Consider the following 19,671-nt stretch of genomic DNA (forward strand, 5'->3'; position numbering starts at 1 on the left):
AAGCACCGTTGCCGTGCAAGTCCCCCAACGGAGCCTCCTCGTTTCTACACAGGGTCGGAGCTGATAATCGACTCCGGGGTGCCCACCGCTGTCAGCGCGCGGCGGGTGTCGGCGATCATCCGCGCCGATCCGGCGATCTGGATCTGCCGATCCGCCCACGCCCCGAAGCTCGCGACCACTGCACCGAGATTACCGATCAGCGTCCGGTGCATGCCGTAGGGCGCATCCGAGGGCGGATGCGGGTACCACCACGGGTTGGTCTTCTGTTCGCAGACCGGGACGATGGTGAGCCACGGATTGCTCTGCGAGAGCTGCCACATGTTCTCCACGTCGTACAGTTCGCACGGGTAGCGGCCGCCGATGAAGAAGTGCACGCGCGGGTTGATGCCGCGCTGGCCCATTTCGATGAGCTGGGCGCGCAGCGGGGCGATGCCGGTGCCCGCGCCGATCAGCAGCACGTCGCGGCCGCTGTCCCGATCGACGTGCAGCCCGCCGAGCGGGCTGGCGATCATCCACTTGTCGCCGACGCGGGTCTCGTTCACGATCGCGGGGCTCACCCAGCCGCCGCGGATCTTGCGGACGTGGAATTCGATCTCGCCGTAGGGATTTGCCGGAATCGCCGGCGAGAGATAGCGCCACATCTTCGGTCGCTGCGGCACCACGATCGGCACGTACTGTCCGGCCTGATACGGGATCGGGCTCTCGGACTGCAGTCGCACGATCGCCAAGTCCTCCAGCACCCGGCGATGACCGACGACTGTCGCCTCCCAGAACGGGCGCGACTTGTCGGAGTTGGCGCCGATGGCCATGGATGCGGAGATGAGGATGGTGATGTCGCGCCAGCCCTCCTCGAGCGCGCGATTCCAGACGCCGCTGTTGTAGGAGCGGCACGCGGACAGCAGGGCGCGACCCGCCGCGTCGTAGTGCGTGGCCAGCACGCCGTACTTGCGATGATCGCGAGCCAGCTGCTCGAGAAACTTCTGCGCCCGCCCCCAGTCCTCCAGATGGTCGAGCACGTACTGGATGGCCGTGACCAGCCGTTTCGGCTGCATGTCCATGGCAGGCGGAAACAGTTCACGTAATTGGGGGTTTTCCGCGAAGAGGTGACCATAGAACGCACTGATCAACCGCTCGGGTCCGTTCGGCGACTCGGTCACCGAACGGAAGTTGGCGCGGACCAGCGCAGCCGAACGCGCATCCACGACGTGGAGCTTCCTTTCCCTCTGATTGCTGCCCGAGGACATACCCGTAACCGGCGGTCCTCCGCGGTCAAGTATCCCCGAAAATCCCGTGGTCGTGTGGGTATGGCCCATCACGGCTCGGCCAACGGTAATCGGTGGGCAAACACTGCGCACGGCGGGCCTGTCTCACGGGTTGTAGCAGGCGATTTTTCCCGCGCGTTTGTGCGGGCCGCGGGCGCGACCGGTTCGGCTTTTCGGTGGATCTGTTCGACCGCTTTCCAGCGACCGGCACGCCATCGCCGACGGCTGGGCCCGGGTACATCACACGCTTCAGATGGTCAGCACTGTCTTGCCGCGTGCGCCCTTGGCGCCGATCACCGACGCCGCCTCGGCCAGTGGCACGGTCGCGTCGATCGGCACGACCACGTCACCCTCGGCCACGCGAAGCATCAGGCGAGTCAATTCCGGTGCACCGCCGGAGGATTCGATATTGCCGCCCTTGATGCCGCGCTCGCGCAGCGCCGCCTCGTCCGCGGACCAGATGGTGGAATAGACGGTGCCGCCGTCGCGGACCAGCGTGGTCAGCTCGGCGAGCGCTTCGGGCGGGCTCACCACGTCGAACAGCACGTCGACGCCCGCGGGATGGGCGGCCGCGACCTGCGCGGTGACCGAGCTCTGGGTGTAGTCGACGGTCTCGGCCGCGCCGAGGCGGTTCATCTGATCGGCCGCGTCGCCGCGCGCGGTGGCGATGACGTGGGCGCCTGCCATATTCGCCAGTTGCACGAGGAAGGAGCCGACGCCGCCGGTGGCGCCGACCACCAGCACTGTCTGGCCCGGCTGGATCCGGGTGGCGTCCACAATGTCCTGTGCGGTGACGCCCGCGGTCGGCAGTGCCGCGGCCGCGCCGGTCGGGATGCCGTCCGGGATCCGCGCGAGCGCGCCGGTCTCCGGCAGTACCGCGTACTCGGCGAAGCTGCCGTGGCCTGCCGGGGAGGTGAGGAACTTGCCGACCACGCGGTCGCCGACCGCGAACCTGCTCACGCCCGGCCCGATCGAGGACACCGTGCCCGCGCCGTCGACGCCGAGGATCATCGGAAAGTCGTGCGGTATCTTCCCGTCCAGGTATCCGGTGGCCATCCGCTGATCGAACGGGTTGACCCCGGCCGCCTCCAACTGCACGCGGACCGCGCCTGCGCCGGGCTCGGGCACCGGCATGTCGGTCAACTCGGGTGTTGCTCCGAAATTCCGTACCACGATCGCGCGCATCTGTTCGCTCCTTGTAATTGGGAGAAGAGGTGACGCATCCGACGGCAACCGCCGTCGTAGGTATCCATACACCACCGACATCGTGATTCATCGCATTCGACGGTGTCGCGGCGTAGCGTTTGTCAAGAGCCGAGAGGCTGGAAGAATTTCAAAGTTGAGCGGAACAGACTCAACCTTTCCAACGTTGAACGGTGAGGAACGGCAGCGGGCCGCGCGACCTATCGTGCGGTCGAGCGGAATGCGATCCCTCGGTGCCGTGCACATCGACTAGTAGGAAGGTGACCGTGGACTCGTTCAATCCCACCACCAAGACCCAGGCGGCGTTGACCGCCGCGCTGCAAGCGGCGTCTGCCGCGGGTAATCCGGAGATTCGTCCGGCGCACTTGCTGGTGGCGTTGCTGGATCAAACCGACGGCATCGCCGCCCCCTTGCTCAAGGCTGTCGCGGTGGATCCGGCGACGGTCCGTCGCGAGGCACAGGACATCGTCGACCGGCTGCCGAGGGCGACCGGCGCGACCACGACCCCGCAACTCGGCCGCGAAGCCCTGGCCGCCATCACGGCCGCCCAGCGCCTGGCCACCGAGCTGGGCGATGAATACGTCTCCACCGAGCATGTCCTGGTCGGCCTGGCCGCAGGCGACTCGGACGTGACGATGCTGCTCATCAAATACGGCGCCACCGCCGACGCGCTGCGCGAGGCGTTCACCACGGTGCGCGGCAGCGCCAGGGTGACCAGCCCCGACCCCGAGGGCAGCTACCAGGCGCTGGAGAAGTACTCCGCAGACCTCACCGAGGCGGCCCGCGCGGGCAAGCTCGACCCGGTGATCGGCCGTGACACCGAGATCCGCCGCGTCGTCCAAGTGCTGAGCCGTCGGACCAAGAACAACCCGGTGCTCATCGGCGAGCCGGGCGTCGGCAAGACCGCGATCGTGGAGGGCCTCGCCCAGCGCATCGTGGCGGGTGATGTGCCGGAGTCGCTGCGCGGCAAGTCCGTTGTCTCGCTCGATCTCGGCGCGATGGTCGCGGGCGCGAAGTATCGCGGCGAGTTCGAGGAGCGGCTCAAGGCCGTGCTCGAGGACATCAAGAACAGTGCGGGACAGATCATCACCTTCATCGATGAGCTGCACACCATCGTCGGCGCGGGCGCTACCGGTGAATCCGCGATGGACGCGGGCAACATGATCAAGCCCATGCTCGCCCGCGGTGAGCTGCGGCTGGTCGGCGCCACCACATTGGATGAGTACCGCAAGCACATCGAAAAGGACGCCGCACTGGAGCGCCGCTTCCAGCAGGTGCTGGTCGGCGAGCCGTCGGTGGAGGACACCATCGGCATCCTGCGCGGCATCAAGGAGCGCTACGAGGTGCACCATGGCGTGCGCATCACCGACTCCGCGCTCGTCGCCGCGGCCACCCTCAGCGACCGCTACATCACCTCCCGGTTCCTGCCGGACAAGGCGATCGACCTCGTCGACGAGTCGGCATCACGGCTGCGCATGGAAATCGATTCCCGCCCTGTCGAAATCGATGAGGTCGAGCGCGCGGTGCGGCGGCTCGAGATCGAGGAAGTCGCGCTGAGCAAGGAGACCGACGATGCCTCCAAGCAACGTCTGGAGAAACTGCGCCAGGAGCTCGCCGACGATCGGGAGAAACTCAACCAGCTGATGACCCGCTGGCAGAACGAGAAGAGCGCGATCGACCAGGTCCGGGTCCTCAAGGAGGAGCTGGAGACCCTGCGCGGTGAATCCGAGCGCGCCGAGCGCGACGGTGACCTCGGCAAGGCCGCCGAGCTGCGTTACGGCCGGATCCCGGCGCTGGAGAAGCAGCTCGCCGAGGCCGAGAAGGCTTCTGCCGCAGCCGGTGACGGCGAGGTGATGCTCAAGGAAGAGGTCGGTCCCGATGACATCGCCGAGGTGGTGTCGGCCTGGACCGGAATTCCCGTCGGCAGGCTGATGGAGGGGGAAACCCAGAAGCTGCTCCGGATGGAGGACGAGCTCGGCAGGCGCGTCGTCGGTCAGCTGGAGGCGGTGCAGGCCGTGTCGGACGCGGTGCGACGGGCGCGTGCGGGCGTCGCCGATCCGAACCGCCCGACCGGCTCGTTCCTGTTCGTCGGCCCGACCGGCGTCGGCAAGACGGAGCTGGCAAAGGCGTTGGCGGACTTCCTGTTCGACGACGAACGCGCCATGGTCCGCATCGACATGAGCGAGTACAGCGAGAAGCACGCGGTGGCCAGGCTCGTCGGTGCGCCGCCCGGCTACATCGGCTACGACCAGGGCGGCCAGCTCACCGAGGCGGTGCGGCGCAGGCCCTACACCGTGGTGCTGTTCGACGAGATCGAGAAGGCGCACCCGGATGTCTTCGACATCCTGCTCGCCGTGCTCGACGAGGGGCGGCTGACCGATGGCCAAGGCCGCACGGTCGACTTCCGCAACACCATCCTGATCCTCACCTCGAATCTCGGTGCGGGCGGCGATCGGGAGTTCGTGATGAACGCGGTGCGCGCCGCGTTCAAGCCGGAGTTCCTCAACCGCCTCGACGATGTGGTGATGTTCCACCCGCTCGACGAGGAGCAGTTGGAATCCATCGTCGACATCCAGCTCGACCAGCTACAGAAGCGGCTGTCGCAGCGCAGGCTGAAGCTGGATGTCAGCGATTCGGCGCGGTTCTGGCTCGCGGTGCGCGGCTACGACCCGGTCTACGGTGCGCGGCCGCTGCGCAGGCTGATCCAGCAGGCCATCGGCGACACCCTGGCCAAGGAGTTGCTGGCCGGCGAGATCACCGACGGTGACACGGTCAAGGTGAGCGTGACGCCGAACGGTGAGAGCCTCATCGTCGGCAAATAAGCGAGGCGTCCCTCGCCGAGGATCACTCGACTCGTGCGGGTACCTCGGCGAGCGAGGCCTCGCGGCTGCGGCCGACGAGGCCACCGCCGACCGCGAGGACGAGCATGGCGCCGACCAGTGTCCACCCGGTGGTGGCGGCGCCGAGCGCGGTCAGCACATAGCCCGCGAGCAGCGCACCGAGCGCGACAGCGCCGTCGGTCACGAGATTGCCCGCGCCGATTGCTCTGCCCAGCGTGTCTTCGGGGATGACGCGCACCCGGAAGAGGGTCCGCGCGACATTGACGACGGTGCCGACCGCACCGACGCCACACCACGACACCGCCATGATCGCGGGGTTCGAGCTGAGCGCGATCGGCACCAGTAGCGCCGTCCACGCCCACAACGATCCGCGGTAGACGGCGTGGGCGCTGAAGCGGCTGGTCAGCCCGGATGCCGCGAACGAGCCGAGAATGCCGCCGACACCCGCCGCGCCGAGTACGACGCCGACCATCCACGCAGGTCCTCCGCTGGTGCCCAGTTCGAAGATCAGCAGCAGGATGACGACCTGGATGACCATGTTCGACAACCCGCTGATCGCCGTCGAGGCACGCAGGAACGGCTCGGCCCATACGATCCGCACGCCCTCCCACGCGGCGCTCCAGCGTCCGCCGCTGGGCCGGTCGCCTTCCGGCTTTCGTGCTGCGAAGTCGCCGCGAATCGCCGAAAGTGTCGCAAGGCAGAACAGGTACGAGACGGCATCGGCGACGAACGGCAGCCACCGTGCCCTACCAAAGGCGGCCGCGCCCAGTGCGCGGCCGAGCACGATGCCGATGGGCTGCTCCGCCTCGAAGAACGAGAACGCCGCGGGGCGCTGCTCGCTGTCGACGATGTCACGGATCGCACCCAATTCGCTGAGTGTGAAGAAGACATAGGCGGTGCCCTCGACGAAGGCCGCCACGATGAGGAACGGCCCCGGGTTCGGCACGTGCAGAACGACAACCAGGGCGGCGACACACGCCGCGGTCAGTCCGGACAGTTGGCAGATCAGCAAGGTGCGCCGCCGATCCGAATAGTCCGCGGCGATGCCCGCCGGGATCTGAAAGATCAGGCTCGGCACCGTGATCACGAACCCCGCCCAGCCCATGAGCGTCACCGAACCAGTGACCGAAAGTGCCAGCAGCGGGTAGGCGATGCGGATGCCGTAGAAGCCGGTCAGTGAAACAACATTGCCCGACCACAGCAATACGAACGCCTTGTTCGTGTGAATTCCCTTGCTGTTCAATCGAACACCGTCAGCCAACGGCTGCTGCGGTGATGTCGGCCCTGATGCGGGATTCGATGTGGCGGATCAACTTCACGAGATCGGCACAATAGATCGAGGGATTCCGGAAGCCGGTGCCCTCGCGATAACGGTGCACGTAGTGGCCGCCACCGCAGACATTGTGGAGAGGGCAGGCTCGGCAGCTGTCGCTCAATGCCTCGATACCGATCTGCCGAGCGATCACATGCGGATCCCACAACGCTTCATCGAGCGGGTTGCCGGTCGCTGCCTGCTCGATCTTGGTGGCGCCCGCGAAAGCCGACTTCAACTCGTCGACCTGTTCCAGGGTCCCGTCCGTCTCGAACACCGCCAGGCGGACCGGAGCCAGGCCGACTGCCTCGGCCGAGGCGTTGCCGCCGAGCAGCAGTTCGATCACCACATCGAAGAGCCGGACCCTGGTCTCCACTTCAGGGGCGTGGTACCAGCGATCGAAGATCGGGATCAGCCAGTCCGCGTACGGCGTGTTGGTCGCGTCCGCGGTCTTGGCCGGTGGCGGCGTGGTCCAGTTGCCGTGGGGCAAAAGGAAATCGAGCGCGGGTGGGCCGAATTGTACAAGTGCCTCATAGGTTTCGATGGGATCGTTCTCGACATCGACCGTGCACAGCAGCCCGGAGTACAGATGCCGATGGTCGCCGCTGATGAGTTGCTCCAGCCCTTTCGCGACATCGTCGAAGCTGCCCGTGCCACGGCGATACTTCCGATGTCGGTCATTGGCCTCGCGATCGCCGTCGAGGCTGACGCCGATCTGGATGCCCCAACGGTCGCAGATCCGAAGGAACTCCTCGTCGATCAAGACGCCGTTCGTCTGGATTCCCAGGCGCACCTGAGTGATCGGCTCCAACAGCTCGCGCGCGGACCGGGCGAAGTACTCCAGCTTCTCGTGTCCGACGAGTAGCGGTTCGCCGCCGTGCATCACCAGATTCACCGAAGGCAACGCGAAGCGCCGCGCATGCTCGGCGATTGTCTTGCAGGAGTCGGTGAATACCTGATCGTCCATGTTCTTGGGTTGGGCGCGCCAGCTCTGGTCGGCCATTTCATAGACGTAGCAGTAGTCACAGGCCAGGTTGCAGCGACTGTGGATCTTCATGACGTACTCGACGAAAGGGAGGGGCTGCCAACCGATTCGGCGCAACCCTTCGACGTCCAGTCCGACGGTAGGCCATGATGCGCCCTCGGGATTCATCTTCTTCGCCTCCTTGGCGATGTCCGGTCGACTCGTCCGGGTGGCCCCGGCGCGCCGAAACGGACGCGCGGGGGCCACCCGGAGTTTCGGCCTGTTGCGTCGGACTACAGGTTCGGGCTGAGGGAGGAGTTGGAGGCGTGGTCTTCGTTGGTGATCGCCGAGTTGAATGCCGGGTTGGTGATCGCCGAGTTGAACGCGGGGTTGGTGATCGCCGAGTTGAATGCCGGGTTGGTGATCGCCGAGTTGAATGCCGGGTTGGTGATCGCCGAGTTGAATGCCGGGTTGGTGATCGCCGAGTTGAACGCGGGGTTGGTGATCGCCGAGTTGAACGCGGGGTTGGTGATCGCCGAATTAAAGGCGTGGGCTTCGCCATCGATGCGCGGAGTCAGATGACGCTGCAGCGCGGGATGCACAGCGGACCCGGTCGAGAGCCTTCCGGCCAGCTCGGCAAGACCGATTCCGGCCGCGGCGCCGGTCGGAGCGGTGAGTGTTGTTGTCATGGCGAATCCTTACCAACAAAGGTGATCGGCCGACCTCGACTTGTAGTCGGCCGGCTCGGGGCCGAAGTCCGGATGGCGTGTGGCAGCACGTTTCTCGCGGATATCCCGGCTGTTGCCGACGGCCCCAGCAGGACCCTACGGGCGCGAAACCACCTGCGGTATCGGACAAATGTCGGATATCTGGCGGGTGCGGGTGAGCCGGTTCGTCAGTATTCGCCGGACGAGCCGCGCCTCAGGTCGACGCGTGCCAGACCATTCCTGTTGGTAACACCCAGCTTGGGAAAAGCTCGATAGAGATGGTGGGCAACAGTTTTGGGGCTCAGCAACAACCGGGTGGCGATCTCCTTGTTCGTCGCGCCTGCCGCCGCGAGCCGCACCACCTGTAGTTCTTGCGGAGTCAGCAGCGCGGCCGGGTCGGACCCAGCCGGCGCGGCCGCCTCGCCTGCCGCGCGCAGCTCGGTGCGGGCCCGTTCGGCCCACGGCTCGGCATAAAGCCGCTCAAAGGTCCGCCACGCGCCGCGCAGCACCGAACGCGCCTTGGTCTTGGAGCGGTCGCGCCGCAGCCATTCGCCGTACAGCAGTGCGGTGCGGGCGTGGTCGAACCAGCGTTGTTCGCTGGCGTGCAGTTCCAGTGCGCGAGCGTACGCCTCGCCGTTGCCGTCGAGCATTCCGCGACAGCGCAGTAGATGCGCCTGGATCCATGGTGAATGGGTGGCCGCGAACCACTGTTCGAGTGCGGCGATCGGTTCCCGCGCGCGGTCCGGGCTGCGCAGTCGGACCGCCGTCTCGACACGGTCGCTCATGAGATGAATCCATTGGCCCAGCGCGCGGTCCGGCCGCTCCCATAGTGCCTCGAACCGATCGATCGCCGCCTCGTAGCGACCGTAACCGAGGTCGAGCAGTCCCAGCGCCCACTCGGCGTGTGCGATATCTATCGCGTTGAAATCGGTACTCGCTTGGCACAAAGCATGTTTGGTGAGCTTGCGGCAGCGTTCTTCGTCGCCACTGATAGCGGCGATGACAGCCAGAATCGACTCCGCCTGGCCGACCCGGTTGGGTTGGTTCACCTCCCGCGCGATTCGCACCCCCTCGGTCAGTGCCGCCTCCGCTTCCCGGAAGTGGCCGAGCAGCATCTCGACGGTGCCGAGGGCGCCGTTGACAGCGGGCAGTGAGCCGTCCATCGTGAGCTCCCTGCACATCCGAGCCAGCTCGACCAAGATGTCGCGGGCGTCGTCGAGATCACCTGCGGCAGCCGCCTGGTTTGCCACCGCGACCAGTACTGTCGGCCTGCTGGATGGCTGGGATCTGGTGTGCCGCACGTTCGTCCGAATGAGCCGCACTCCCGCGGCGTGATCATTGGAATGCAGCGCGAGCAAGCCGTCCACTGAGGCGAGCAAGGGTGCACGCTGCTGTCCGAGGTCGAGTTCGGCCATTGTTATCCGTGCGGTGGCCACCGCCGACAGATCCCCGGTGGTCCATGCCGCGGTGGCGGCGCCGATCAGCAGCCGGGCCGCGAACCGCGGTTGCACGGAAGCGAGGTCCGCGGCGCCATCGACAAGTAGGCGGTATGCGGCGCGCAGTGAGCCGCGGTCGAATTCGACGCGGGCTCGGACGATGGCCAATCGGGCCCGTTCTTCCGGCCGCGCACCCATCGAGTGGACCGTCTCATCGGCGAGTTCGAGGGCTCGCTCGTGTTGGCCGGCGTCGAGGGCCGCTTCGGCGGCGGCGGCCAGGCGGCCTGCCCGGGCGATCGGGTCGGGGCTGAGCCGGGCCGCTCGCTCCCACGCCGTTGCCGCGCCCGCGTATCCGGTGCGGGTGGCTGCGCGCCGTGCGACCGCCTCCAACGCGGCGGCAGCTGTTTCGTCAGGCCCGGTGGCGGCCGCGGCGAGATGCCAGGCCCGACGGTCGGGCTGATCGGTGAGTGCCGCGGCCAGTGCCGCATGCACCGCGAGGCGCTGCGTGAACGGTGCGTTGCGGTAAACGGCCGCCCGCTCGAGTGGATTCGGAAAATCGATCGATTGGTTCATCACGGTCACCACGCCGGACCGTTCGGCGGCCTCCAGCGCGTCGACCGTCAACCCGAGATGGGCCAGGACCCGTAACACCACATCCAGATCACCGGTTTCCTCGGTGGCCGCCACCAGCACCGCCGTCTGGGCGCTCTCGGGCCTGTCGACGATGTCGTTGCGACGACCCATCGGCGTCGCGGTCGCGCGGTCGCGCAGCTCTGTCGTCCGTGCTGCCGCCAGCACTCCCCTGGTCGCGACACCAAGGGGGGCCAGTCGCAGCTCGGGCAGGCCGTGTCGGGAGAACTCCGGCCCTCCCGCCAACAGGATCGCGATCCGCTCGTGCCGGAGGCGCCGCGCGGCGGACAGCAGCACCTCGGTGGATGTCTGGTCGAGCCAGTGCGCATCGTCGATCAGGCACAGCACCGGTTGGGTGCTCGATAGCTCCGTGAGCAGCGCCACCACGCCGATGACGACCTGCGTGCGATCGGCCGCCGGTGGCATGTCGAGCACCCCGAATACGGCAAGGAGTTCCGCACGCTGTCGCCCCGGCAGTCCGCCGATATGACCGATCGCGGGCGCGAGCAGCGGCCGCAGCCCGCCCAATGGCGCCTCCGGCGCGTTCTCGATGCCCGCGCAGCGCAACACCAGCCAGGAATTGCCTGCCATTCTGGCCGCGAGATTCAGCAACGCGGACTTTCCGGTGCCCGGTTCGGCGACGATCAGCATGACAGCACTTTGTCCCGCCGCCGCGCCGTTCAGCAGTGCCCGGATCTGTAACTGTTCTTCGACCCGGCCATATAACACGCGATCTAAAGTAGCTGGCCCACAATACTTCCGAACCCCCAATCTTGGCGGCAAACCTAAGAATGAGTAAAGGTTTCCGAACGCCGTCGCGACCGCGGCCCGCGCGCCGGATGGCCAGGTCTGACTGCCTCATCGGCCGACCCGGCTTACCCTGGACGCCATGACGAACCGGGACGATCCGTGGGCGCAGCGGCCGGAGGATGCTCCGACCGAGCATCTCGGTACGCCGGACAAGTCCGGATTCGAGCAGCCTGCGCACACGACGGAGTACACCGAGGCATACGGCCATGGCGCAGGCCCGGCGTATCCCTCCACCGAGCAGTTCGAGGCGTGGCCGCCGCCGCCGATGAACTCCACCCGCGAGTTCCCGCCCTACGACAACCAGTGGGGTTCTTACGAGAGCGCCTATGGCCAGCAGTGGGCGGATCCGACCTTGCAGGACGCAGGCCCGCGGCCGGGCCAGGGCGGCATGGTTGCGCCCGGCCCACCGCAGCCACCCAAACGGAACACGGGCCTGTGGGTCGCGCTCACGCTCGGCGTCGTCGCGCTGGTCGCGGTGGTCGGTGTGGTCGCCGGGCTGATGCTCGGCGGTGACGACTCGGCGTCGTCGAGCGCCGCGAGTACCTCGACGCTGCCCGGTCCGGCCAGAGTGACGGGCACGCCGAGGTCGGGTCAGTCCACCGCGCCGATCCCGAGCATCCCCGGGCTCGGCAATATCGACGAGCTCGGCGCGACCATGGGCACCATCACCGCCAACAACGGCGGCACCCTGACCCTCGATACGATGACGGGCGGCTCGGTCACCGTGCACACCGACGCCAGCACTCAGGTGATCTCGCTGTCCGCGACCAAGGTCGCCGATCTGCCCGTCGGTGACATGGTCGTCATCCAGGGCGACAAGGCCGCGGACAGGTCGATCCAAGCCAGAATCATCATCAGCACCTCGTTGCCGGGAGGACCGAGATGAGCGACCCGACGAGCTATCGGCGGGCAGTGACAGGCATCAGCGCTCCGGGCTGGAAAGGCGGCTGCCTCGCCTTCGCTCGGCCCGGCGCGTCTATCGACGGACTCCGTCCGGCAGTGCCACTAGGCGGCTGCCTCGCCGTCGCCCGGCCCGGCGCGACTATCGACGGACTCCGTCCGGCGGTGCCATCAGGCGAGTTCCGACTGTCGGAGGACTCCGTCCGGCTGGGACATATGGCGATTTCCTCGCCTTCGCTCGGCCCGGCGCGGGGCCAATGTCGGACTCCGTCCGGCTCGGACTATTAGGCTGGACGGCGATGACGGCATTGTGGTTCGGGTTGGCGGCGATCGCGCTGGTAGGTGCGATCGTGCTGCTCTATTTCGATCGGGTCCAACGACAGCGGACCGGTCATGCGCGCCAGGTCTGGGCGAAATCCCAGGGATACACGTATGTGTCGGTGGAACCGGCACTCGCGTCGACCTGGCGCCGCGGTGCGTTGGCCAAGCTCGGCTACCTCTCCGCGGTGGACGTGGTGTCCGGTATCCGCAAGGGCGAGAAGTTCGTGCTCTTCGATCTGGAAGACGCGGCGACGCTGGTCGCGGTGCGGCGGCAGATCGGCTCGGATATCGACGTCGACATGCGCCTCAAGACCGCGTCACCGCCGAAGGACGCCGACCTGGAACTACTCGGCGCCATCGGTGACCGGGTGGTTTTCGCGACCAATCCGGAGATCGCCAGGCACGCCGTCGACCAGCGGATGGTCGCCTTCATCGAGACGCTGCCCGACACGGTGCAGATGCTGTGGAGCGAGGGCAACTGGACACTCGGCATGCTGAATGTCGGCACCGCCGCGCGGGATTGGGAAACCACCATCGACGCGGTGCTGAGGCTGTCCGGTCTGCTGCACGTGTTGCCGCCGGTCAGCGATGTGCTGGGGATGGACTCGGGTGACCACGACCCCGGCCGCCCGCATCCGCGCACCCGGACTCGTCATGACGAGCCCGGCGAGCGCGGTGAGCCGGATGGTCCGATCGGTGCAGGCCGGGTGGCGTCGCCGGACATGAAGAAGGGTGTCGACTCCTACGACGATTCGGCACACCGCGATTCGTCGTACGAGGAAGAGGATTCCGAGTACGACGATTCCGAGTACGAGCAAACGGGCTTCGACAAGTCCGGATACAAGAAGCCGAGCTACACCGCTGCCGCCTACGACGATCCGGACGAGGAGCCCGAGCAGACCGCCACGGCGGCTGTCCAGGACCCGCCGCGCAGGCCGTCGCTCGCGGTGGTGCCAGACGCTCGTTCTCGTCCGCGCGAGGACCGCTGGTCGGCCGAGGACGAGTCGTCGCACGTCACCGCCGAGGTGGACGACGCATGGCCACCGATCAATGAAGCACCGGAGCAGCCCGGTGGCCCCTTCCATCCGGGATTCCGCCCATACCAGGGACCTGTACCGCAGTGAGCGGCTGTCACAGATTGCGCAGACATGACCGATAGTCCTGTTCCCGCGCGCCTGCCCGGCGCGACCCGTCCTGTCGCGTTGATCACCGGACCGACCTCCGGTATCGGGCACGGGTACGCCGTGCGACTTGCCTCACTCGGCTACGACCTCGTGCTCGTCGCCCTCGATGAGCAGCGCCTCGCCGGGCTCGCGGCGGAACTGGAACGGAAGTTCGCCACCCGTTCGGAGGTGCTCGCCGCCGACCTGGCCGACGCCGCCGACCGCGAGCGGGTCGCGGCGCGAGTGGCCGACGGCATCGAATTCCTGGTCAACAATGCCGGATTCGCGCATTCCGGCGAGTTCTGGACGTTGGCGCCGGAGCAGCTACAGGCGCAGTTGGATGTCAACGTCACCGCGGTGCTGCGGCTCACCAGGGCCGCGCTACCGTCGATGATCGCCGCGGCGAAGGGGTCGATCGTCAACGTAGCCAGCGTCGCCGGTCTGATCCCTGGACGCGGCTCGACGTATTCGGCGTCCAAGGCCTACGTCGTATCCTTCACTGAAGGGTTGGCGGGTGGACTGGCCGGAACCGGCGTGCGGATCCAGGCCTTGTGCCCGGGCTTCGTGCGCACCGAATTCCATGAGCGAGCAGGCATCGAGATGTCTTCGCTGCCGAAACCGTTGTGGCTGAGTGTCGATCAGGTGGTCGCCGGTTCGCTGCGTGATCTGGAGAAGGACCGGGTGCTCAGCGTGCCCGGCGTGCAGTACAAAGCACTCACCACCGTCGCCGGACTGATCCCGCGAACCCTGGCGGCCCGAATGAATCGCGGCCTGTTCAACGCACGCGGACGGACTTAGGCATGGGTGGTCGGGCCCGGAGGCGGCAGCGCATGCGTAACCACGGAGGGCCCCGCCCATGCCAGAAAGGAACATCGACATGATCGACCAGGCAACAAGCAATGACGCGGTTACCAAGGACGCCGGGTCCGACCGAGACAGATTGGCCGCGCTGGTGCGCGAGCTGGCGGTCGTGCACGGCCGCGTGACCTTGTCTTCGGGCAAGGAGGCCGATTACTACGTCGACCTGCGCCGCGCCACCCTGCACCACAGCGCGGGACCGCTGATCGGCAAGCTGCTGCGCGAGCTGGTGGCCGATTGGGACTTCGAATCCGTCGGTGGACTGACCATGGGCGCCGACCCGGTCGCGCTGGCCGTGATGCATGCGCCGGGGCGTCCGATCAACGCCTTCGTCGTGCGCAAGGCCGCCAAGACGCACGGCATGCAGCGCCAGATCGAGGGCCCGGATATCGTCGGCAAGCGGGTTCTGGTCGTCGAAGACACGACCACTACCGGAAACTCGCCGCTCACCGCCGTGCGTGCGCTGCGCGACGCCGGTGCCACGGTGGTCGGGGTCGCGACGGTCGTCGACCGCGAAACCGGGGCCGATCAGATCATCGCCGCCGAGGGGCTGGAGTACCGGTCTATCCTTGGACTGAAGGATCTTGCCCTCGGTTAAGCTGCGTTTGCGGGCCCGGGTCGGGTTCGGACTTCAGCTGGGAGCGACGAGCGACCGATAACGAGGCAACGCCGCGACCCGATATACGGAACGTATACGCCGAGCGCAGCGAGGCGGTCGGAGACAGTGAAGGGTCGTGTGGGTTACCTGTGGTGAGCATTGCAGTCAACAAGAGTCGTGAGAACGTCGCGATGCTCGGTATCGGTGCTTATCGCCCCCAACGCGTCGTCAGCAACGAAGAGGTGTGCGAGGTCCTCGACTCCACCCCCGAGTGGATCTACGAGCGCACCGGCGTCCACAATCGCCGCTGGATCAGTGGTGACGAGACCCTCCAGTCGATCGCGGCCGCGGCGGGCGAGCGCGCGATCGTCAACAGCGGTATCGATCGTTCGAAGATCGGCGCGTTGATCTTCGCCACCTCCAGCTGGCTGACGCTGACCCCGCACGGCGCCCCGAAGGTCGCCAACGACCTGGGGATGAACGGGATCGCGGCCTTCGACCTGACCTCCGGGTGCGGTGGTTTCGGCTACGGCCTCGGTGTCGCCGCCGACCTGATCCGCGCTGGTTCGGCCGACTACGTGCTGCTGATCGGGGCCGAGACGATGACCGTCGGACTCGATCCGACCGACCGCGGCACCGCGATGATCTTCGGTGACGGGGCGGGCGCGGTGGTGGTCGGTCCGAGCGAGGAGAACGGCATCTCCCCGACGGTGTGGGGCAGCGACGGCGAGAACGCGGCCGCGATCGCGCAGGACGTCGATTTCCTCGAGTACATGGAGCGGGCGCAGGCATTGCAGGGCACCGACCCGGCGGTCGAGCCGGTCGGCCGGATGTCGCTGCGGATGGAGGGCCCGCGGGTATTCCGTTGGGCGGCGGTCACTTTGCCGCGTGCGCTGTCCGCCGCGCTGGAGATATCCGGTGTCGCCAAGGAGGACATCGAGGTGTTCATCCCGCACCAGGCCAACGCCCGCATCAACGATCTGATGAAGAAGAACCTCGGGCTCGCCGACGACATCCCGGTGGCCAACGATATCGAGAACACCGGGAACACCTCCGCCGCGTCGATTCCGCTCGCGATGGAAGAGATGCTGGTGACCGGCAAGGCCAAGGGCGGCCAGACGGCCCTGCTGCTCGGCTTCGGTGCGGGCCTGAGCTATGCGGGCCAGGTAGTCACTCTGCCGCCCGCTCCGGCCGAGCCGAGCTTCAGTGTCTGATCGGGGCGAGCTACCGTCGCCGGGCACGTCGCGGCTTAGGCGGCCGTTCCGGGCCGGCTTCCTCGTCGCGGCCGCGGTCACCGTGTACGGGGCTGTCACCGGGCGCGAGAAGCTCCAATGGCTCGCCAAACCGTTGCTGATGCCGCTGCTCGCCGCGGATGTCGCACTCGACGGTGCGGAGCTGGACCCCACCGACCGGGCCCTGTTGCTCGGGTCGCTGGGCGCCGCGACGGTCGGGGACGTCCTGCTGATCGATCCGGACAATGATCGTCGCCTGATCGCGGGCGCTTCGTCGTTCGCGGTGATGCAGACCGGGTATTCGGCACTGTGGTGGCGGCGCGGTGGGCGACCGCACGCCGCGGTGGCCGTGCCGCGTCTTATTGCCTGGCTCGGTGCGGGCGCGCTGCTGCGGGCGAAGGCGCCCGGTGTCGCCGCGCCGCTGACGGCCTATGGCGCGACCTTGGGGACCGCGGCCGTGCTCGCCTCCGATCCCGATGTGGCGCCGTATACGAAAACCGTCGCCGGAGTGAATGTCCCCGGTGCCGACCCGCGCAGTCGGCTCGGTGTCGGTGCATTGCTGTTCACCGTTTCCGACGGGTTGATTGTGCTGCGCCGTCTCTTCGCGCGCGGCGAGCGATCTCGTCGCGTCACCGAGGGCGTCATTCTGTCCACCTACGCCGCCGCGCAATACCTGCTCGCTGACCCGAGGGCGCACGCGAAAGTAGCTGTCGCGGTATCGGAATGAGTCAGAGGACCAGAATGATGCGGTCCCGGTTCTGTGGATCGACTCGGATCGAGATGGTCTCGCCGACCGTGAGCCGCGGCTTATCGGCCGGTGTCACGTCGAAAACAATGGTCCCCCGGTAACTTTCGGACCCGGGCACGGTGAGTTCCAGATCGAATTCGGTGAGTTCGGTGTGGTGATCGGTGGGGCGCAGCGGATGCGCCCCCTCGATCGTCGCCCAGCCCTCCAGGCCGTGCCGCCACAGCCGCCGATCCGCCCGCGACGGCCGCACGGCCAGCATCATCCCGATGCCGACGCACGATCCGAACACGCCGACGAGCGCGATGATCTGATAGGGCTCGGTGCCGGGCGGGGTGTGTGGCAACAACCAGCCCAGCCACAGCCCGAGCAGAATCAGGTACCCGGCGGTTACCCCGAGCACCGTGCGGAAGATGCGCGCGTGGTCCATACCAGCCTCCACCCAGACTGTTCTGCCCCCTCCAGGATAGGACGCCACGCTCGGCTGTGAACGCGCCTTGACGAGACTCGCCGGATCAGCGAGGGAGTGTTGACACCCCGATGGCGGTTCGCCCTCGTCGGTCCCTGATCTGCTGTCCGACCAGGGCGGACCCGATCCGGATTCGTTCGGCGGGTGCTGCCGAGCCACCGGGGCCCTTCTGGGCGATCAGCCTTTCAAGCGCAATACCGCGAGCACACGGCGATGATGAGTATCCGACGGCGGCAGATCGAGTTTGGTGAAGATATTGCCGATGTGCTTTTCCACGGCGCGCTCGGTCACCGTCAGCGCCCCGGCGATCGCATTATTCGACAGGCCCTGCGCCATCAATTCGAGGACCTCCCGTTCCCGTGGCGTGAGCCTGGCCAGAGAATCCTGCTGCCTGGATGCGCCCATCAACTGACTCACCACCTCGGGGTCGAGGGCGGTGCCACCGGTGGCGACCCGGTTCAACGCGTCGATGAAGTCGCGCACGTCGGCGACCCGATCCTTGAGCAGATAGCCGACACCGCTCGCGCCGCCCGCGAGAAGTTCTGTGGCGTAGCGGGTTTCGATCCACTGGGAGAAAACCAGCACCCCTGTCATGGGGTACTTCCTGCGCAGCTCGATCGCGGCGAGCAGGCCCTCGTCGGTGAAGGACGGCGGCATGCGCACGTCCACCACGGCGACATCGGGGTTGTGCGTGCCGACCACGTCGCTCAGCGTGCTCGCGTCACCGACCATGGCGACCACTTCGTGGCCGCGCTCGGTGAGCAGGCTCGCGAGTCCGTCACGCAGGATCGCGCTGTCTTCGGCGATCACGATGCGCAAGGGCGTGCTGGACGGTGGCATGGTCATTGCGGCCCGGCTTTCGGTAGCAGGATGGTGACCACGGTAGGTCCGTTCGTCGGGCTCTGGACGGTGAGGGTGCCGTCGACGGCGCGCGCTCGCGCCGCCAGGCCCGCGAGTCCGCTGCCCACGGTGTGTTCGCCCGCCGCGGGCGGCAGCACGCCGCCGATGCCGTTGTCGCGCACAGTGACCGCGATGGTTCGAATGTCGGTCGGCACCACCGATACCCAGACGCGGTCGGCATGAGCATGTTTGACCACATTGGTGAGCAGTTCGGCGACGGAGAAGTAGGCGATCGCCTCGATGGCGGGGTGCGGCCGTTGTGGCAGATGAACCCGCAGCTCCACCGGAACCGCGCAGCGGGCCGCCAGGGTTTCCAGGGCAGGCGCCAGCCCGAGTTCCAGTGCGGGCGGATGGATTCCGCGCACGAGCTCACGTAGTTCGGTCAACGCCTCTTTGGAACTGGCGTGCGCGTCGGCGATCAGATCGGCGGGGTCGCCGCCCATGGCCAGCCGCTCCTCGGCCCGCCCGAGCGCCATGGCGATGGTGACCAAGCGTGCCTGGGTGCCGTCGTGCAGGTCCCGCTCCACCCGGCGCAGCGTGTCCGCCGCGTTCTCGACCGCGGCCTTCCGGCTCGCCTGCAGTTCGGCGACCTGGGTATCGCGCGCCGTCGCGGCGAGCAATGTGACGGTGAGCGCTCGGTGCAGCAGGCAGGTGCCACGCAACAGCCATGGCAAAGCGAAGCAACCGAGGATGCCGACCGCCGAGAACAGCAGCGCCTTGGGCCAGGTGTCGATATAGAAAGAACCGAACTGCGCGAGCGAATGATGCTCGACGCCGTTGTCGTCGACATTCGTCGGGTGGAACAGCACCCACGGAATCGGCGAGATCGCCGTGAACACCACCACCGCTATCGCGATGAGCACGAAATAGCCGACGACGACGCCGAGCACGGCTTGGGCGAAGAGGAAGAGGATGGCCCGCCAGCAGGCCCGATCGGTGAACGCGCTCTTCAAGAATCCGAACGGCCCCGGCTGCGGTGCGAAGCGCGGCGGTGCGACGACCGGTGTGCCGAGCAGGTCCTTGCATAGTGCGCGATAGACCCGGCCCCAGGTCCGCCCACCCAGGAAGACCAGTGCGAGCACCCACAACCCGATGATGAACATCGAGGCGAGCAGCCCGCCGAGGACGCCGAAGAACACATAGGCGATGGCGACGCAGCCGAGCACGAAAACCGTGAAGACGTAGGCGAATTCCTTCCAGGTCCGCGCCTCGATCGGCGCCCGTAGCACCGCGCGAAGCACTTCCTGGGCGGCGGATCGGCCGGGCGGCCCGGTCGGCACGTCCAGCACGAGGGTCGGATCGGTGTCTGTCTCGGTCATGG

General features: G+C 67.2%; 16 protein-coding genes. 7 read left to right on the plus strand and 9 right to left on the minus strand.

Annotated elements, in window-relative coordinates; translation table 11 throughout:
* Positions 1–44 precede the first annotated feature (44 nt).
* Complete coding sequence (locus tag ACFU4Z_RS04615) at positions 45–1,202, minus strand: FAD-binding oxidoreductase (RefSeq protein WP_379059735.1); 1,158 nt, start codon at positions 1,200–1,202, stop codon at positions 45–47.
* A 309-nt stretch (positions 1,203–1,511) separates the two neighbouring features.
* Positions 1,512–2,447, minus strand: a complete 936-nt coding sequence (locus ACFU4Z_RS04620) for an NADP-dependent oxidoreductase (protein ID WP_379059736.1) — start codon at positions 2,445–2,447, stop codon at positions 1,512–1,514.
* 284 nt (positions 2,448–2,731) lie between these two features.
* Here ACFU4Z_RS04620 and clpB point away from each other — a divergent pair, with 284 nt between their 5' ends.
* Complete coding sequence (gene clpB / locus ACFU4Z_RS04625; RefSeq protein WP_379059738.1) at positions 2,732–5,287, plus strand: ATP-dependent chaperone ClpB; 2,556 nt, start codon at positions 2,732–2,734, stop codon at positions 5,285–5,287.
* 22 nt (positions 5,288–5,309) lie between these two features.
* Here clpB and ACFU4Z_RS04630 read toward each other — a convergent pair whose 3' ends face one another.
* From ACFU4Z_RS04630 to ACFU4Z_RS04645, 4 genes are all read right to left on the minus strand, one after another.
* Complete coding sequence (locus ACFU4Z_RS04630; protein WP_379059739.1) at positions 5,310–6,548, minus strand: MFS transporter; 1,239 nt, start codon at positions 6,546–6,548, stop codon at positions 5,310–5,312.
* A 10-nt stretch (positions 6,549–6,558) separates the two neighbouring features.
* Positions 6,559–7,770: an FxsB family cyclophane-forming radical SAM/SPASM peptide maturase gene (locus tag ACFU4Z_RS04635; RefSeq protein ID WP_379059741.1), complete on the minus strand. Its 1,212-nt coding sequence runs from the start codon at positions 7,768–7,770 to the stop codon at positions 6,559–6,561.
* A gap of 104 nt (positions 7,771–7,874) precedes the next feature.
* Positions 7,875–8,270, minus strand: a complete 396-nt coding sequence (locus ACFU4Z_RS04640; protein WP_379059743.1) for a hypothetical protein — start codon at positions 8,268–8,270, stop codon at positions 7,875–7,877.
* Positions 8,271–8,476: 206 nt separating this feature from the next.
* Positions 8,477–11,083, minus strand: coding sequence for an AAA family ATPase (locus ACFU4Z_RS04645; protein ID WP_379059744.1), 2,607 nt, complete (start codon positions 11,081–11,083; stop codon positions 8,477–8,479).
* Between the two features lie 160 nt (positions 11,084–11,243).
* Between ACFU4Z_RS04645 and ACFU4Z_RS04650 the strand changes: the two genes are divergently transcribed.
* The 6 genes from ACFU4Z_RS04650 (at position 11,244) to ACFU4Z_RS04675 (ending at position 16,963) form a co-directional block, all read left to right on the plus strand.
* The gene (locus ACFU4Z_RS04650; protein ID WP_379059745.1) at positions 11,244–12,050 is read left to right on the plus strand and encodes a DUF5666 domain-containing protein; all 807 of its coding nucleotides are present in this window, start codon (positions 11,244–11,246) and stop codon (positions 12,048–12,050) included.
* Positions 12,051–12,363: 313 nt separating this feature from the next.
* A complete protein-coding gene (locus ACFU4Z_RS04655) occupies positions 12,364–13,509 on the plus strand; it encodes a hypothetical protein (RefSeq protein ID WP_379059746.1) in 1,146 nt (381 codons plus the stop codon).
* Between the two features lie 24 nt (positions 13,510–13,533).
* Positions 13,534–14,346, plus strand: a complete 813-nt coding sequence (locus tag ACFU4Z_RS04660; RefSeq protein ID WP_379059748.1) for an SDR family NAD(P)-dependent oxidoreductase — start codon at positions 13,534–13,536, stop codon at positions 14,344–14,346.
* Between the two features lie 79 nt (positions 14,347–14,425).
* Entirely contained in the window at positions 14,426–15,004 is a 579-nt protein-coding gene (pyrE, locus tag ACFU4Z_RS04665; RefSeq protein WP_379059749.1) for an orotate phosphoribosyltransferase, read from the plus strand.
* 149 nt (positions 15,005–15,153) lie between these two features.
* Complete coding sequence (locus tag ACFU4Z_RS04670) at positions 15,154–16,218, plus strand: beta-ketoacyl-ACP synthase 3 (RefSeq protein WP_379059750.1); 1,065 nt, start codon at positions 15,154–15,156, stop codon at positions 16,216–16,218.
* 82 nt (positions 16,219–16,300) lie between these two features.
* Positions 16,301–16,963: a lysoplasmalogenase gene (locus ACFU4Z_RS04675; RefSeq protein WP_379059751.1), complete on the plus strand. Its 663-nt coding sequence runs from the start codon at positions 16,301–16,303 to the stop codon at positions 16,961–16,963.
* Between the two features lies 1 nt (position 16,964).
* On the opposite strand, the gene ACFU4Z_RS04680 is transcribed toward ACFU4Z_RS04675, so the two are convergent.
* The 3 genes from ACFU4Z_RS04680 to ACFU4Z_RS04690 form a co-directional block, all read right to left on the minus strand.
* Positions 16,965–17,411, minus strand: coding sequence for a hypothetical protein (locus tag ACFU4Z_RS04680; RefSeq protein ID WP_379059752.1), 447 nt, complete (start codon positions 17,409–17,411; stop codon positions 16,965–16,967).
* 216 nt (positions 17,412–17,627) lie between these two features.
* Positions 17,628–18,296 carry a LuxR C-terminal-related transcriptional regulator gene (locus ACFU4Z_RS04685; protein ID WP_379059753.1) on the minus strand — a complete coding sequence of 223 codons (669 nt, stop codon included), beginning with the start codon at positions 18,294–18,296 and terminating at the stop codon, positions 17,628–17,630.
* A complete protein-coding gene (locus tag ACFU4Z_RS04690; RefSeq protein ID WP_379059754.1) occupies positions 18,293–19,669 on the minus strand; it encodes a sensor histidine kinase in 1,377 nt (458 codons plus the stop codon). Before ACFU4Z_RS04690 ends, ACFU4Z_RS04685 begins: the two co-directional genes overlap by 4 nt.
* Between the last annotated feature and the right edge of the window lie 2 nt (positions 19,670–19,671).

Source organism: Nocardia sp. NPDC057440 (genome assembly GCF_042802915.1).
GTDB lineage: Bacteria > Actinomycetota > Actinomycetes > Mycobacteriales > Mycobacteriaceae > Nocardia.